The following is a 13500-nucleotide window of genomic DNA, read 5'->3' on the forward strand; positions in this document are numbered from 1 at the left end:
GGGCGGGGCGGGGGAACCTACGCCGAAGGCGATGCCGCCGGGACGGACGCGCTGCCGCTCGGGGTCGTCCCCCCGGACGAGGTCGCCCCGGACGACGTCGACCCGGACGAGGCCGACCCGGTCGTCGCACCCGTAGCCCCGTCCGTCCCCCCGGTCCCGGACCCACCCGTCGTGGTCTCCCCGCCGGTGCTCGACCCTCCGGTCGTGGTCGAGCCGCCGGTGGTGCCGCCTTCCGAGGTGCCACCGCCCGTCGTCGTCTCACCGCCCGTCGACGACGTACCCCCGGTCGACCCCGTCGTGGTCCCCGTGGACCCCGTGGACCCACCCGTCGACGTACCCCCCGTACTCGTGGTCCCCCCCGTCGTGGACGACCCCCCGCTCGTGGACGCTCCACCGGTCGTCGACGGCTTGCCGCTCGGCTTCGACGGCGACCCCGACGGCGCGGACGGCTGCCCCGAGGGAGTCGACGGCGACGAGGGGACCGAGGACGGAGACGTCCCGGGCACGCCGTGGTGGACCGGGGACGAGGACGGCGGTGTCACGGATCCGCCCCCGGACCGGGGGCGCGCCGTCGCGGGCGGCGTCGGGGTGTCCGCCGGAAGACCCGCCTCCCCGCCGTCCCCCTCGTCCACCGACCGCGGCTGCTGCTCCACCTTGTCGTCGGGCGCGTCCGAACCGGACGTGGCGCCCAGCGTCACCACCGTGCCCAGGACCACCGCCAGCACCGCCCCCGCGCCCGCCGCCACCAGGTTGCGGCGCGTACCGGTGAACAGCGTCCACTTCCCCGCCCGGGGCGTCGCCGCACCGGGGATCAGCACGGTCGGCACGGCCTGCGGGGGCGGCGCCGGGGCCAGGGCGAGGGCCGGGAACGGCACCGGGGCCGGGACGCCCGCGGGCGGCGACTGGGACTCCTCGTGGCGCGCCGCCGGGACCTCGTCGCCGGACGGGGTGCGCCCGCCCGAGACCACCGGACGGCCGGAACGGTCCTCGACCAGGGTCAGCGCGCGGCGGCCCGCGACCGTGCCCCGCTTGTCGGAGAGCGCGCCCTTGAGCCCGATGGACGCCTCCAGTTCGGCCCGGGCGCGGTCGACGTTGCCGGCGCAGAGCGCGAGGACACCGAGCTCATGGTGGAAGTACGCCTCGTCGGCCACGTCACCGGTGAGCCGGGCCGCGGCCGAGCCGATCCGCAGCGAACGCTCCCACGCCCCCCAGTGCAGCCCCGCCGCGAAGGCGGGCGCCGCGCTGCGGGCCAGCCGTACGGCCGTGGCGGGGTGCTCGGCGTCCTCGCCGGGCACCAGGGCGCCCAGGGCCGCGAGCACCGCGTCCGCCTCGGCAGCCGCGCGCTCGGGCGTCACCGAGGGGTGGCCGGTCCACCAGGCGTAGTGCCGGGCGGCGGTGTGCGCCCGCTCCGCGGTGCCCTCCTCGGACTCCCCGTACCCGGCGGCCTCCAGCTGGGTGAGCACGCCCGCCGCGAGCCGGTAGCGCGTACCGACCGGGGAGAGCAGCCCGCAGCCCAGCAGTTCGCCGAGGGCGGCGTCCGCGTGGGTGTCGCCGACGAGCGCGGGCAGATGCGCCTGGTGCGGCACCTCGCCGCCGAGCGCGACGGCGAACCGCAGGGTCTCCCGGGCGGCCTGGCCGAGCCGGGCCGCCAGCGGCGCGGCGGGCGCGGCGCCCTCGCCCAGCGACGGCAGCGGCATCTCGCGGCCCTCGGCGGAGAAGACGGACAGGTCCTCGGGTCCTTCGACCGGCAGCCCGAACTCGTCGAGCGGGGCGCCCTCGCCGCGCAGCCCGTCCCGCTGCCGCAGCAGCGCGCCCGCCTGCACGAACCGCAGGGGCAGGCCCTCCGACTCGAACCAGAGGTCGCCCGCCCAGTTGGCCTCGTCGTCGGTGAGCGGCCGGTCCACGGCCTGTTCCAGGAGTTCCAGGGAGGCGGCGCGCCCGAGGCCGCTCAGCGCGAGCTCTTCGAGCGAGGACTCGGCGAGCGGCGCCACGACATCGGGCGTGGCGGCGAGCAGGAAGGCGCATTCGGGGGCCGCGGCGAGCAGTTCCTCCAGGGCGGCGCCGCCGAACTCCAGGTCGTCGACGACGACGATCGCCCCGATCTCGCGGACCCGGTCGTGGAGCCCGGCCCGGTCGGGCCGGTGCAGCGGGGAGCGGTAGACCGTCGCGTACAGCTCGTGCAGGAGTTCCTGGGGGGTGCGGCGGTGGCCGCTGAGGCGGATCACGCCGTCGGGCGCGAGGCGGGCGCAGTCGCCGGCCACCGCGTCGAGCAGGGCGGTGCGCCCGGAGCCGGCGGGGCCGGTGAGCCGGACCGAGCGGCCCCGGCCGAGCAGGCGCACCAGCCGCTCGCGCTCCTCGTCGCGCTCCAGCAGGACCGGCGCGGGCGCCGCGGGACCGGCGGGCACCGGGGGCTTGAGCGCCCGTTCCCGCTCGGTGCGTTCGGCGGCGGACCGGCGTTCGGGGCGGCCGGGTATCTCGCCCGGCGGGCAGGCTTCGATCTCGCTGCCGTCGACGGGGTTGACGGTGACCAGGAAGTCGCCCGAGACGAGCCGGACCGTGCGCGCGAGGGAGGCGGCGCGGGTGCCGAGCTCGGGGGTGACGGCGGCGCGGTCGCGCTCCTTGCGCACGGCGGCGCCCCGGCCCGGTCCGTCCTGCTCGTCGTCGAACTCGTCCGGTCCCCGGGTGTCCATCGGGTTCATGGTGAAAGCCCCCCAGATACGCCTGCGCAACCTGCCCCACCCGGCCGCTACGCACTGCGCTGTCGCTCTGGTCCGGTCCCCGCCGCAGGGATGTCGACCGGCGGGAGACCGCACCCTAAACCTTCGCCCAGTATCGCCGAACGGGCGGGGTACCGACCCGCCCAGAGCGTCACGGTCCGGTGAGGATTGCGTGCGGAGGACCGGCTTCCACATGATCTGCACCAGTGCCGCACAGACCACGCACAGCGGGGCCGCGGAAGGACGGGCGGTACGGAGGGAGGGGGACGGCGGGGGCGCCGCGCGCGCTCACACGCGCGGCAGCGCCTCCGCGGCGATGCCGCCCTCGATGGCGAGGATGCGGTGCAGCCGGGTCGCCACCAGCAGGCGCTGCATCTGGGGCGGGACGCCCCGCAGCACCAGCCGCCGGCCGCAGCGGCCGGCCCGCCGGTGGGCCCCCATGATCACCCCGAGGCCGGTGGCGTCCCAGGAGTCCAGCTCGGTCAGGTCGAGCACCAGGTCGCCGGCTCCGTCGTCGACGGCCGAGTGCAGGACCGTACGGGCGTCCGCCGCGCTGCGGACGTCGAGGCGGCCCCCGACGACCAGCTCGACGTGGTCGCCCCTGATGTGCATATGAACTCCCCGGAGTGCTCCGTATGCCTGTCTGCCTGTCGTCTCTTACTGCACCAACTGACTGCACAGACCGCAGGGAAGTTGCCGTCTGTAAGCGAACCGATACCTAATTCACCCCATGGAGTGATTTTGGGGCAAGGGGAGGTGAGGGCGCGTCAATCAGTGCTTGTAGAAGCCCTGCCCGCTCTTGCGACCGATGTCACCGGCGTCAACCATCCGGCGCATCAGCTCCGGCGGTGCGAACTTCTCGTCCTGCGACTCGGTGTAGATGTTGCTGGTGGCGTGGAGCAGGATGTCCACGCCGGTGAGGTCCGCGGTGGCCAGCGGGCCCATCGCGTGGCCGAAGCCGAGCTTGCACGCGAGGTCGATGTCCTCGGCGGTGGCCACGCCCGACTCGTACAGCTTCGCCGCCTCGACGACGAGCGCCGAGATCAGCCGGGTGGTGACGAAACCGGCGACGTCGCGGTTGACGACGATGCAGGTCTTGCCGACGGACTCGGCGAACTCCCGGGCGGCCGCCAGGGTTTCGTCGCTCGTCTTGTAGCCGCGTACCAGCTCGCAGAGCTGCATCATCGGGACCGGCGAGAAGAAGTGCACACCGACCACCCGCTCGGGGTTCTCGGTGGCCGCCGCGATCTTGGTGATCGGGATGGCGGAGGTGTTGGAGGCGAGCACGGTGTCCGCGCGCACGATCTTGTCGAGCGTACGGAAGATGTCGTGCTTGACCTCCAGCTTCTCGAAGACGGCCTCGACGACGATGTCGGCGTCGGCGGCGGCGTCCAGGTCGGTGGTGGTGGTGATGCGGCCGAGCGCGGCCTCCGCGTCCTCGGCGGCCAGCTTGCCCTTGCTCACGAACTTGTCGTACGAGGCCTTGATGCCGTCGGTGCCCCGGGCCAGCGCCTCGTCGGTGACGTCACGCAGCACGACGTCCCAGCCCGCCTGGGCCGAGACCTGCGCGATGCCCGAACCCATGAGTCCGGCCCCGATGACGGCGAGCTTCCTGGCCACTTCACACCCCTTTGACGGCTTACTGATACGGCTCTCCGGCGGAGGCTATCGGCCGTGAGGCGTCTTGGGAGCCGTAAGAGATGCGCGTCACGTCTCGGATGACGGACATCACACCAGGACGGGTGAGCGGCGTCTCACCGGCCGCCCCCGGAACCCCACCGCTCGTCCCGTACCGCGTACTTGGGCGGGGAATGTCCGCGGTACCCGGGCGCGCCGTGACGGTCGGCACACCGGCGTGGCGGCGGGCCCCCGCGTAACTAGGCTGACCCCATGGTCAATCTGACGCGCATCTACACCCGCACCGGCGACACGGGCACGACGGCCCTGGGCGACATGAGCCGTACCGCCAAGACGGATCTGCGGATCTCGGCGTACGCGGACGCCAACGAGGCGAACGCGGTGATCGGCACGGCGATCGCGCTCGGCGGTCTCGCCGAGGAGGTCGTCCAGGTCCTCACCCGCGTGCAGAACGACCTGTTCGACGTGGGCGCCGACCTGTCCACGCCCGTGGTCGAGGAGCCGAAGTACCCGCCGCTGCGGGTGGAGCAGTTCTACGTGGACCGGCTGGAGGCGGACTGCGACCGGTTCAACGAGCGGCTGGAGAAGCTGCGCAGCTTCATCCTGCCGGGCGGCACCCCGGGCGCCGCGCTGCTGCACCAGGCGTGCACCGTGGTGCGCCGCGCCGAGCGCTCCACCTGGGCGGCGCTGGAGGCGCACGGCGAGACGATGAACCCGCTGACCGCCACGTACCTCAACCGCCTCTCGGACCTGCTGTTCATCCTCGCGAGGACGGCGAACAAGGAGACGGGCGACGTGCTGTGGGTGCCGGGCGGCGAGCGGTAGGGCGTCGCGGGGAGGCGGCGTCCGGTCCGCCGGTCGGCCGGGAGAGTGGCGTCGGGGCCGCCGGTCAGCGGCGCGGGCGGGCCGGTTCCGCCTTCTTCGGGAACAGCGTGTAGCTGAGCGCGATGAGCACGTTGATGCCGATCAGCCAGAGCATCCGCTGCTGCCACATCCGCAGGGAGTCCACGTTCCCCTCGCCCCCCACGTACCAGATCCCGCCCTGGAGCAGGGCGATGGCGAGGACGGCGGCGAGCGTCCAGCGGGCGGCGGTCCGCCACTCGTGGACCGCGCGGGCCGTGCCGCCCGCCGGTGCCTTGGCGGGGCGCGGCCCGCCCGCGAAGCGGTGGGCGAACCAGGCGTCGCACCGCTTCACCACGTGGTGGCCCATCGCCACCGAGAAGCCGAGGTACACGGCGGCGAGGCCGTGCTTGAAGTCCGGCTCGGCGCCGTTCCTGAGGTCGATCACGGTGACCGCGAGGAGCAGCGCTTCGAGGAGCGGCTCGCAGAGCAGCACCGCCACCGAGGTCCTGGGCATCTTCGCGAAGTAGCGCAGCGCCAGACCGCCCGTGAGCAGCACCCAGAAGCCCACCTCGCAGACGACGATCAGTGTGACGATCACGGCGTTCTCCTTGCTCGGCTCCCTTGTCCCTGCTCCCTCCAGCGTCGGCCCGCGATCGCGCCCGCTCGTCGTCGGCAGTGAGGAGTCGGCACTGCATCCTTCGGTGTACCCGAGGGAGCGGCGGCTCGGCCGGTGCGGGGAGGTCCGGGGCCGTGGCCACGTGTTTCATGGGTACGTGAACCGCTTCCCCCGCCCGCACCGCCATGACGTCCTGATCGCCGCCGTGGGGCTGGCGGGCGGGCTGGTGCTGTGGGCGCTCGGGCTGTTCTCCGGGGGCAGCGGACTGCTGGGCCGGGGCTGGACGCTGGTGCCGCTGGCGGTGACGGCGGCGCTGGAACTGGTGCGCCGCACCCGGCCGCAGACCGCCCTCCTCTGCGGCACGGCCGCGGTCGTCGGCGACCAGTTCACCTCGGGCAGCCTGGCGACGGTCCTGATGTTCACCGACCTCGTCTACGCCGCTGTTCTCTACGGCACCCCGGCCGCGGCCCGCCGCATCCCGGTGACCACCGGTCTGATCACCGTGGCGACGACCCTCGCCCACCTCGCCTGGTTCCGCACCCCGCAGGCCCTGCTCCTCGGCATCGTCACCGGTCTCGTCTGCTTCGCGCCCGCCACCACCGGCGCCCTGGTGCGCAACCACCGCGACACGGCGGAGGCGGCCACCCTGCGCGCCGAGCAGACCGCGCTGCTCGCCGAGATGGACCGCGCGCAGGCGGTGGTGGCCGAGCGCGCCCGGATGGCCCGTGAGCTGCACGACCTCGTCGCGGGCCACCTTTCGGCGATCGCCATCCACTCCACGGCGGCGCTCTCGCTCGACGAGCCGGCCACCACGCGCCGGGCGCTCACGGTGATCCGTGAGAACAGCGTGGACGGGCTCGCCGAGATGCGGCGCCTCATCGGGCTGCTGCGCGACAGCGGCCCCGCCGAGGAGCCCGCCGCCGCGCCGACGCTGGCCGGGCTGGACGCGCTGGTCGCCCAGGCCCGCACCAACGGCGCCTCCAGCGGGCTCGCCTTCACGCTCGCGGACGACCGGCCGGCCGGGGCCGCGCTGCCCGCGCCGGTCGAGCTCGCCGCGTACCGGATCGTCCAGGAGTCGCTGACCAACGCCCTCAAGCACGCCTCCCCCGGCACGGTCATCGCCTCGCTCGCGCACACCGGGCGGGCGCTGACCGTCGAGGTGAGCAGCCCCTACGGTGAGGGACGGCGTCCGGGGCCGCGGGCGCCCGGGTCGGGGGCGGGTCTTGTGGGGATGCGGGAGCGGGCGGTGCTGCTCGGCGGGGCCTTCGCTTCGGGGCCCGAGCCGGCGGCGGACGGCCGCGAGATCTGGCGGGTACGGGCCGAACTGCCCCTTCAGGAAGGCGAGTCGAGTCAATGACGATCCGGGTGCTGGTGGCGGAGGACCAGGCGGCGGTACGGGCCGGTCTGGTGCTGATCCTGGGCAGCGCCCCGGACATCGAGGTGGCCGGGGAGGCCGCGGACGGCGAGGAGGCGGTGCGCCTGGCCCGGGAGCTGCGGCCCGACCTGGTCCTGATGGATGTGCAGATGCCTCGGCTCGACGGGGTCTCGGCGACCCGTCAGGTGGTCGCGGAGCGGCTCGCGGACGTGCTCGTGCTGACGACGTTCGACCTCGACGAGTACGTGTTCGGGGCGCTGCGGGCGGGCGCCTCGGGGTTCCTGCTGAAGAACGCGGAAGCCCGGGACCTGATCGAGGCGGTACGGACGGTGGCGCGCGGGGAGGGCATGATCGCGCCCGCGGTGACCCGGCGGCTGATCGCGGAGTTCGCGGCCCCCTCCTCGGCCCGGCATCCGGCCGAGCGCCCGGCGGCGCTGGACACGCTCACCCGGCGCGAGAGCGAGGTGCTGTCCTGTCTGGGCGAGGGTCTGTCGAACGCGGAGATCGCCGCGCGGCTGGCGATGGCGGAGGCCACCGTGAAGACGCACGTCAGCCGGTTGCTGGGCAAGCTGGAGCTGCGCAGCCGGGTCCAGGCGGCGGTGCTGGCGCAGGAGTTGGGCCTCTGAGGACGGCTTCCGGCCGTTGGTCTGGACCTCTTGACGCTTGGTACAGACCTTTCTACGCTCACGGCACTGCTGCGTGAGCGTGCCCACACCGTGGCCGTGCGCTCACCGGGCGGAGCAAGGTCCCACCCCCACACCCGTCGGACCTCACTCGAGGAGCTTCCTTGAGCACTCCCACGCGCATCCGCACCCGCAACCGCTTCAGAACCCGCGCCGCCGCCACCCTCACCGCGCTGGCCCTTCCCCTGGCCGCGCTCGTCGGCCTGGCCGGCGCCTCCCCCGCCGCGGCAGCCGCCTCCGCGACCGCCACCTACACCAAGACCCAGGACTGGGGCTCGGGCTTCGGCGCCCAGTGGACGGTGAAGAACACCGGCACCGCGGCGCTGAGCTCCTGGACCGTGGAGTGGGACTACCCCTCGGGTACGTCCGTGACCTCGTCCTGGGACGCGGACGTCACCCACGACGCCAACCACTGGACCGCCAAGAACAAGGCGTACAACGGCACACTCGCGCCCGGCGCCAGCGTCACCTTCGGCTTCAACGGCGCGGGCTCCGGCTCCCCCTCGGGCTGCAAGCTCAATGGGGGCCCCTGCGACGGGAGTACGACCCCGCCCGGCGACAGCCCGCCGTCCGCGCCCGGCACCCCGAGGGCGAGCGGCGTCACCAACACCTCCGTGAGCCTGGCGTGGACCGCCGCCACCGACGACAAGGGCGTCAAGAACTACGACGTCTACCGGGGCTCCGCGAAGATCGCCACGGTGACCGGGACCACGTACGCCGACTCCGGCCTGACCGCCGGGACGGCCTATACCTACAGCGTCACCGCGCGCGACACCGCCGACCAGACCGGCCCGGCCTCCGGCTCGGTCACCGTCACCACCACGGGGGGCGGCGGCAACCCGGGCCCCGGATCCACGGTCAAGCTCGGCTACTTCACCGACTGGGGCGTCTACCAGCGCAACTACCACGTCAAGAACATCGTCACCTCGGGCTCGGCGGCCAAGCTGACGCACATCAACTACGCCTTCGGTAACGTCACCGGCGGCCAGTGCGCCATCGGTGACGCCTACGCGGACTACCAGAAGACGTACGACGCCTCCTCCAGCGTCGACGGCACCGCGGACACCTGGGACCAGCCGGTCGCGGGCAACATCAACCAGCTGCGCGAGCTGAAGAAGAAGTACCCGAACATCAAGGTGCTGTGGTCGTTCGGCGGCTGGACCTGGTCGGGCGGCTTCGGCGCGGCGGCGGCCAACCCCACCGCCTTCGCCAACTCCTGCTACAACCTGGTCGAGGACCCGCGCTGGGCCGACGTCTTCGACGGCATCGACATCGACTGGGAGTACCCCAACGCCTGCGGGCTCTCCTGCGACACCAGCGGCCCGGCCGCGCTGAAGAACCTGCTGGCTGCGCTGCGCGCCAAGTTCGGCGCCTCGAACCTGGTGACGGCGGCGGTCACCGCCGACGGCTCCGCGGGCGGCAAGATGGACCAGGCCGACTACGCCGGGGCGGCGAGCCACGTCGACTGGTACAACGTGATGACGTACGACTTCTTCGGCGCCTGGGACGCGAAGGGCCCCACGGCCCCGCACTCCCCGCTCACCTCGTACAACGGGATCCCGATCGCCGGATTCAACACCGACGCGGCGATCCAGAAGTACCTGGGCAAGGGCATCCCCGCGAGCAAGCTCAACCTGGGGATCGGGTTCTACGGCCGCGGCTGGACCGGCGTCACCCAGGACGCCCCGGGCGGCACGGCGACGGGCCCGGCGCCCGGTACGTACGAGCAGGGCATCGAGGACTACAAGATCCTCAAGAACACCTGCCCCGTCACGGGCACGGTCGCGGGCACCGCGTACGCCCACTGCGGCTCCAACTGGTGGAGCTACGACACGCCGTCCACGATCGCGGGGAAGATGGCGTACGCGAAGTCCCAGGGGCTCAGGGGGGCGTTCTTCTGGGAGTTCAGCGGGGACACATCCGGGGGTGAGCTGATCTCGGCGATCGATTCCGGGTTGCGGTAACCGCTCCGGTACGGCACCGGGCGGCCGGCCCGTCCCCGTCCCCCGGTGTCACCCCTTCGCCTGCGGACCGTAGGTGGCTGATCGCGCAGTTGCCCGCGCCCCCAGGAGCGCCCCGCAGGGGCGCATACAAGGGGCGCGGGGAACTGCGCGGCCAGCCGACCACGGCCCGCGGACGCAACGAAACAGGGGTCCGGGGCGAAGCCCCGGCTAAGCCACGTTGACCCGTTGCCCCGGCGGCGCCGCCTCCAGCCACGCCAGGAAACCCGTCAGCGCGTCCTCGCTCATCGCCAGCTCCAGACGCACACCCCGGTGCGTACACCCGAGCACGATCGCGTCGGACAGGAGCGCCAGCTCCTCCTCCCCCGCCGGCTTGCGCCGCGACACGACCTCGATCGCGGAGCGCTCCAGGAGCCGCCGCGGCCGGGGCGCGTAGGAGAAGACCCGGAACCACTCGATCCGGTCACCGCTGTACCGCGCGACTCCGTACACCCAGCCCTTGCCGCCGGGATCGCCGCCCTCGGGCACGTCCCAGCGCAGACTGCAGTCGAAGGTCCCGCCGGAACGCTGGATCAGCCGCCGGCGCAGACCGAAGACGAAGAGTCCCACCAGTACCAGCGCGACGACCAGGCCGCCCACAAGCAGAACGAGGGTCATCTACACCGACCTCCTCGCTCCATTCGGGGCCGGGGGATCGCCCCGGTCACTTGTGCCTGCATCGACCTCAGCCGCGGCCGGGTCCGGAAGATTCCAGACCCGTGACCGCGGCTGAGGGCAAAACTCCTCGGCGGGGTGCTAGCGCACCGACACCGTACGCAGCCGGACCTCGGCGCGGCGCTCGGCGGCGCCGTCCTCGGCCGACTTGGCGCTCTCCAGCGCCCGCTCGGCGCGCTGGACATCGATCTCGTCCGCGAGCTCCGCGATCTCCGCGAGCAGGGAGAGCTTGTTGTCCGCGAACGAGATGAACCCGCCGTGCACAGCGGCGACGACGGTGCCGCCCTCGCTCGTACGGATGGTCACCGGGCCGGACTCCAGCACTCCGAGGAGCGGCTGGTGACCGGGCATGACGCCGATGTCGCCGGACGCGGTACGCGCGACGACCAGGGTGGCCTCGCCGGACCAGACACTGCGGTCCGCGGCGACGAGCTCGACGTGCAGCTCAGCAGCCAAGGTGGGCTCCTCGGGTCACCACCCGGCGGTTGCTGCCGGGTGTTGGGTCAAAGTCTAGTGGGCGTGAGCGAGGGGACGGGACGCACCCGCCCCCTCGTCGTCACGGAAACCGGCTCGGGTCAGGAGACGCCGAGCTCCTTGGCGTTGGCCTTCAGGTCCTCGATGCCACCGCACATGAAGAACGCCTGCTCGGGGAAGTGGTCGTACTCGCCGTCGCAGATCGCGTTGAACGCGGTGATCGACTCGTCGAGCGGCACGTCCGAACCGTCCACGCCGGTGAACTGCTTGGCGACGTGGGTGTTCTGCGACAGGAAGCGCTCGACACGGCGGGCACGGTGGACAACGAGCTTGTCCTCCTCGCCCAGCTCGTCGATACCGAGGATCGCGATGATGTCCTGGAGGTCCTTGTACTTCTGGAGGATCCCCTTGACACGCATGGCGGCCGCGTAGTGGTCCGCCGCGATGTACCGCGGGTCGAGGATGCGGGACGTCGAGTCCAGCGGGTCCACGGCCGGGTAGATGCCCTTCTCGGAGATCGGACGGGAGAGAACCGTCGTCGCGTCGAGGTGGGCGAAGGTGGTGGCCGGGGCCGGGTCGGTCAGGTCGTCCGCGGGGACGTAGATCGCCTGCATCGAGGTGATCGAGTGACCACGGGTCGAGGTGATGCGCTCCTGGAGGAGACCCATCTCGTCGGCCAGGTTCGGCTGGTAGCCCACCGCGGAGGGCATACGGCCGAGCAGGGTCGACACCTCGGAACCCGCCTGGGTGTACCGGAAGATGTTGTCGATGAAGAAGAGGACGTCCTGCTTCTGGACGTCACGGAAGTACTCCGCCATCGTCAGACCGGCCAGCGCGACCCGCAGACGGGTGCCCGGGGGCTCGTCCATCTGACCGAAGACCAGGGCGGTCTTGTCGATGACGCCCGAGTCGCCCATCTCCTCGATGAGGTCGTTGCCCTCACGGGTACGCTCACCGACGCCCGCGAACACCGACACACCGTCGTGGTTGTTGGCGACGCGGTAGATCATTTCCTGGATCAGCACGGTCTTGCCGACACCGGCACCACCGAACAGACCGATCTTTCCACCCTTGACGTACGGGGTGAGGAGGTCGATGACCTTGACGCCGGTCTCGAACATCTCGGTCTTCGACTCGAGCTCGTCGAAGGACGGCGCCTTGCGGTGGATCGGCCAGCGCTCGGTGACCTCGGCGTTGGTCTCCGGGTAGTTCAGCACCTCGCCCAGGGTGTTGAACACCTTGCCCTTGGTGAAGTCACCGACGGGCACGGTGATGCCCTCGCCCGTGTCGGTCACCGGGGCCTGGCGGACCAGACCGTCGGTGGGCTGCATCGAGATGGTGCGGACCAGGCCGTCACCCAGGTGCTGGGCGACTTCCAGGGTCAGCGTCTTGAGCTTGCCGTCCTCGGCCGGGTCGGCGACCTGGACCTTGAGGGCGTTGTAGATCTCCGGCATCGCGTCGACGGGGAACTCCACGTCGACGACCGGGCCGATGACCCGGGCGACGCGGCCCGTGGCGGCGGCCGTCTCAACAGTGGTCGTCATTACTTGTCACTCCCCGCGGTCGCGTCGGCCATGGCGCTCGCGCCACCGACGATCTCGCTGATTTCCTGGGTGATTTCGGCCTGGCGGGCCGCGTTGGCAAGCCGGGAGAGGCTCTTGATGAGGTCCCCGGCGTTGTCGGTCGCCGACTTCATCGCGCGACGGCGGGCGGCGTGCTCGGAGGCGGCCGACTGCAGCAGTGCGTTGTAGATACGGCTCTCGACGTAGCGCGGCAGCAGGGCGTCGAGGACGTCCTCCGCCGACGGCTCGAAGTCGAACAGCGGAAGGATCTCGCCCTTCGCGCCGGTCTCCTCCTCGGGCTTGTCGAGGCTGAGCGGCAGCATCCGGCCGTCGACCGCGTTCTGCGTCATCATCGACACGAACTCCGTGTAGACGATGTGCAGCTCGTCGACGCCACCCTCGGCCGTGTCCGTCTGGATGGCCTCGATCAGCGGCGCCGCGACGCGCTTGGCGTCCGCGTAGGCCGGGCTGTCGGTGAAGCCGGTCCACGAGTCCGTGATCTTGCGCTCACGGAAGCCGTAGTACGCCACACCCTTGCGGCCGACGATGTACGCGTCGACCTCCTTGCCCTCGCCGCGCAGCCGCTCGGTGAGCCGCTCCGCCTGCTTGATGGCGTTCGAGGAGTACCCGCCGGCCAGACCGCGGTCGCTCGTGATGAGCAGGACCGCGGCCCGGGTCGGCGTCTCGACCTCGGTGGTCAGGGCGTGGCTGGTGTTCGAGCCGGTCGCCACCGCCGTCACCGCGCGGGTGAGCTCGGTCGCGTACGGCATCGACGCCGCCACCTTGCGCTGCGCCTTGACGATGCGCGAGGCGGCGATCATCTCCATCGCCTTGGTGATCTTCTTGGTCGCCGTGACGGCACGGATGCGACGCTTGTAGACCCGGAGCTGCGCTCCCATGAGTCAGGTCCCTTCCGT

The 13500-nt window shown here is 72.2% G+C and carries 12 protein-coding genes; 4 read left to right on the forward strand and 8 right to left on the reverse strand.

The window, feature by feature from the left end; translation table 11 throughout:
• Positions 1 to 17: 17 nt before the first annotated feature.
• The 3 genes from ACZ4MU_RS04725 to ACZ4MU_RS04735 all read right to left on the reverse strand — a co-directional run bounded on the left by ACZ4MU_RS04725 (position 18) and on the right by ACZ4MU_RS04735 (position 4337).
• On the reverse strand, positions 18 to 2699 hold the full coding sequence (locus ACZ4MU_RS04725; RefSeq protein WP_467870944.1) for an ATP-binding protein: 2682 nt from the start codon (positions 2697 to 2699) through the stop codon (positions 18 to 20).
• A 306-nt stretch (positions 2700 to 3005) separates the two neighbouring features.
• Entirely contained in the window at positions 3006 to 3329 is a 324-nt protein-coding gene (locus tag ACZ4MU_RS04730) for an STAS domain-containing protein (protein WP_067163978.1), read from the reverse strand.
• A gap of 159 nt (positions 3330 to 3488) precedes the next feature.
• The gene (locus ACZ4MU_RS04735; protein ID WP_467870947.1) at positions 3489 to 4337 is read right to left on the reverse strand and encodes a 3-hydroxyacyl-CoA dehydrogenase family protein; all 849 of its coding nucleotides are present in this window, start codon (positions 4335 to 4337) and stop codon (positions 3489 to 3491) included.
• Between the two features lie 270 nt (positions 4338 to 4607).
• Here ACZ4MU_RS04735 and ACZ4MU_RS04740 point away from each other — a divergent pair, with 270 nt between their 5' ends.
• Positions 4608 to 5180: a cob(I)yrinic acid a,c-diamide adenosyltransferase gene (locus tag ACZ4MU_RS04740; RefSeq protein WP_467870949.1), complete on the forward strand. Its 573-nt coding sequence runs from the start codon at positions 4608 to 4610 to the stop codon at positions 5178 to 5180.
• A 64-nt stretch (positions 5181 to 5244) separates the two neighbouring features.
• Here ACZ4MU_RS04740 and ACZ4MU_RS04745 read toward each other — a convergent pair whose 3' ends face one another.
• A complete protein-coding gene (locus tag ACZ4MU_RS04745) occupies positions 5245 to 5796 on the reverse strand; it encodes a hypothetical protein (protein ID WP_467870951.1) in 552 nt (183 codons plus the stop codon).
• Positions 5797 to 5971: 175 nt separating this feature from the next.
• Between ACZ4MU_RS04745 and ACZ4MU_RS04750 the strand changes: the two genes are divergently transcribed.
• From ACZ4MU_RS04750 to ACZ4MU_RS04760, 3 genes are all read left to right on the forward strand, one after another.
• Positions 5972 to 7171, forward strand: coding sequence for a sensor histidine kinase (locus ACZ4MU_RS04750; RefSeq protein WP_467870953.1), 1200 nt, complete (start codon positions 5972 to 5974; stop codon positions 7169 to 7171).
• Positions 7168 to 7815, forward strand: a complete 648-nt coding sequence (locus ACZ4MU_RS04755; RefSeq protein ID WP_467870955.1) for a response regulator — start codon at positions 7168 to 7170, stop codon at positions 7813 to 7815. Before ACZ4MU_RS04750 ends, ACZ4MU_RS04755 begins: the two co-directional genes overlap by 4 nt.
• A gap of 161 nt (positions 7816 to 7976) precedes the next feature.
• Positions 7977 to 9836, forward strand: coding sequence for a glycosyl hydrolase family 18 protein (locus ACZ4MU_RS04760; RefSeq protein WP_467870956.1), 1860 nt, complete (start codon positions 7977 to 7979; stop codon positions 9834 to 9836).
• A gap of 207 nt (positions 9837 to 10043) precedes the next feature.
• On the opposite strand, the gene ACZ4MU_RS04765 is transcribed toward ACZ4MU_RS04760, so the two are convergent.
• The 4 genes from ACZ4MU_RS04765 to ACZ4MU_RS04780 all read right to left on the reverse strand — a co-directional run bounded on the left by ACZ4MU_RS04765 (position 10044) and on the right by ACZ4MU_RS04780 (position 13482).
• A complete protein-coding gene (locus ACZ4MU_RS04765; protein WP_467870958.1) occupies positions 10044 to 10490 on the reverse strand; it encodes a DUF2550 domain-containing protein in 447 nt (148 codons plus the stop codon).
• Between the two features lie 138 nt (positions 10491 to 10628).
• Positions 10629 to 11003 (reverse strand): F0F1 ATP synthase subunit epsilon, encoded by a 375-nt coding sequence (locus tag ACZ4MU_RS04770; protein WP_358833298.1) that lies wholly within the window; start codon positions 11001 to 11003, stop codon positions 10629 to 10631.
• Positions 11004 to 11122: 119 nt separating this feature from the next.
• The gene (gene atpD, locus ACZ4MU_RS04775; RefSeq protein WP_358833299.1) at positions 11123 to 12565 is read right to left on the reverse strand and encodes a F0F1 ATP synthase subunit beta; all 1443 of its coding nucleotides are present in this window, start codon (positions 12563 to 12565) and stop codon (positions 11123 to 11125) included.
• Positions 12565 to 13482 (reverse strand): F0F1 ATP synthase subunit gamma, encoded by a 918-nt coding sequence (locus ACZ4MU_RS04780; RefSeq protein WP_365102374.1) that lies wholly within the window; start codon positions 13480 to 13482, stop codon positions 12565 to 12567. The genes atpD and ACZ4MU_RS04780 overlap by 1 nt, the downstream gene beginning before the upstream one ends.
• Between the last annotated feature and the right edge of the window lie 18 nt (positions 13483 to 13500).

Source organism: Streptomyces sp. NPDC026377 (assembly GCF_055567715.1).

Coding starts and splice junctions, on each gene's coding strand:
- ACZ4MU_RS04725 (WP_467870944.1), bottom strand. CDS start 2,699: ATGAACCCGATGGACACCCGGGGACCGGACGAGTTCGACGACGAGCAG.
- ACZ4MU_RS04730 (WP_067163978.1), bottom strand. CDS start 3,329: ATGCACATCAGGGGCGACCACGTCGAGCTGGTCGTCGGGGGCCGCCTC.
- ACZ4MU_RS04740 (WP_467870949.1), top strand. CDS start 4,608: ATGGTCAATCTGACGCGCATCTACACCCGCACCGGCGACACGGGCACG.
- ACZ4MU_RS04755 (WP_467870955.1), top strand. CDS start 7,168: ATGACGATCCGGGTGCTGGTGGCGGAGGACCAGGCGGCGGTACGGGCC.
- ACZ4MU_RS04765 (WP_467870958.1), bottom strand. CDS start 10,490: ATGACCCTCGTTCTGCTTGTGGGCGGCCTGGTCGTCGCGCTGGTACTG.
- atpD (WP_358833299.1), bottom strand. CDS start 12,565: ATGACGACCACTGTTGAGACGGCCGCCGCCACGGGCCGCGTCGCCCGG.
- ACZ4MU_RS04780 (WP_365102374.1), bottom strand. CDS start 13,482: ATGGGAGCGCAGCTCCGGGTCTACAAGCGTCGCATCCGTGCCGTCACG.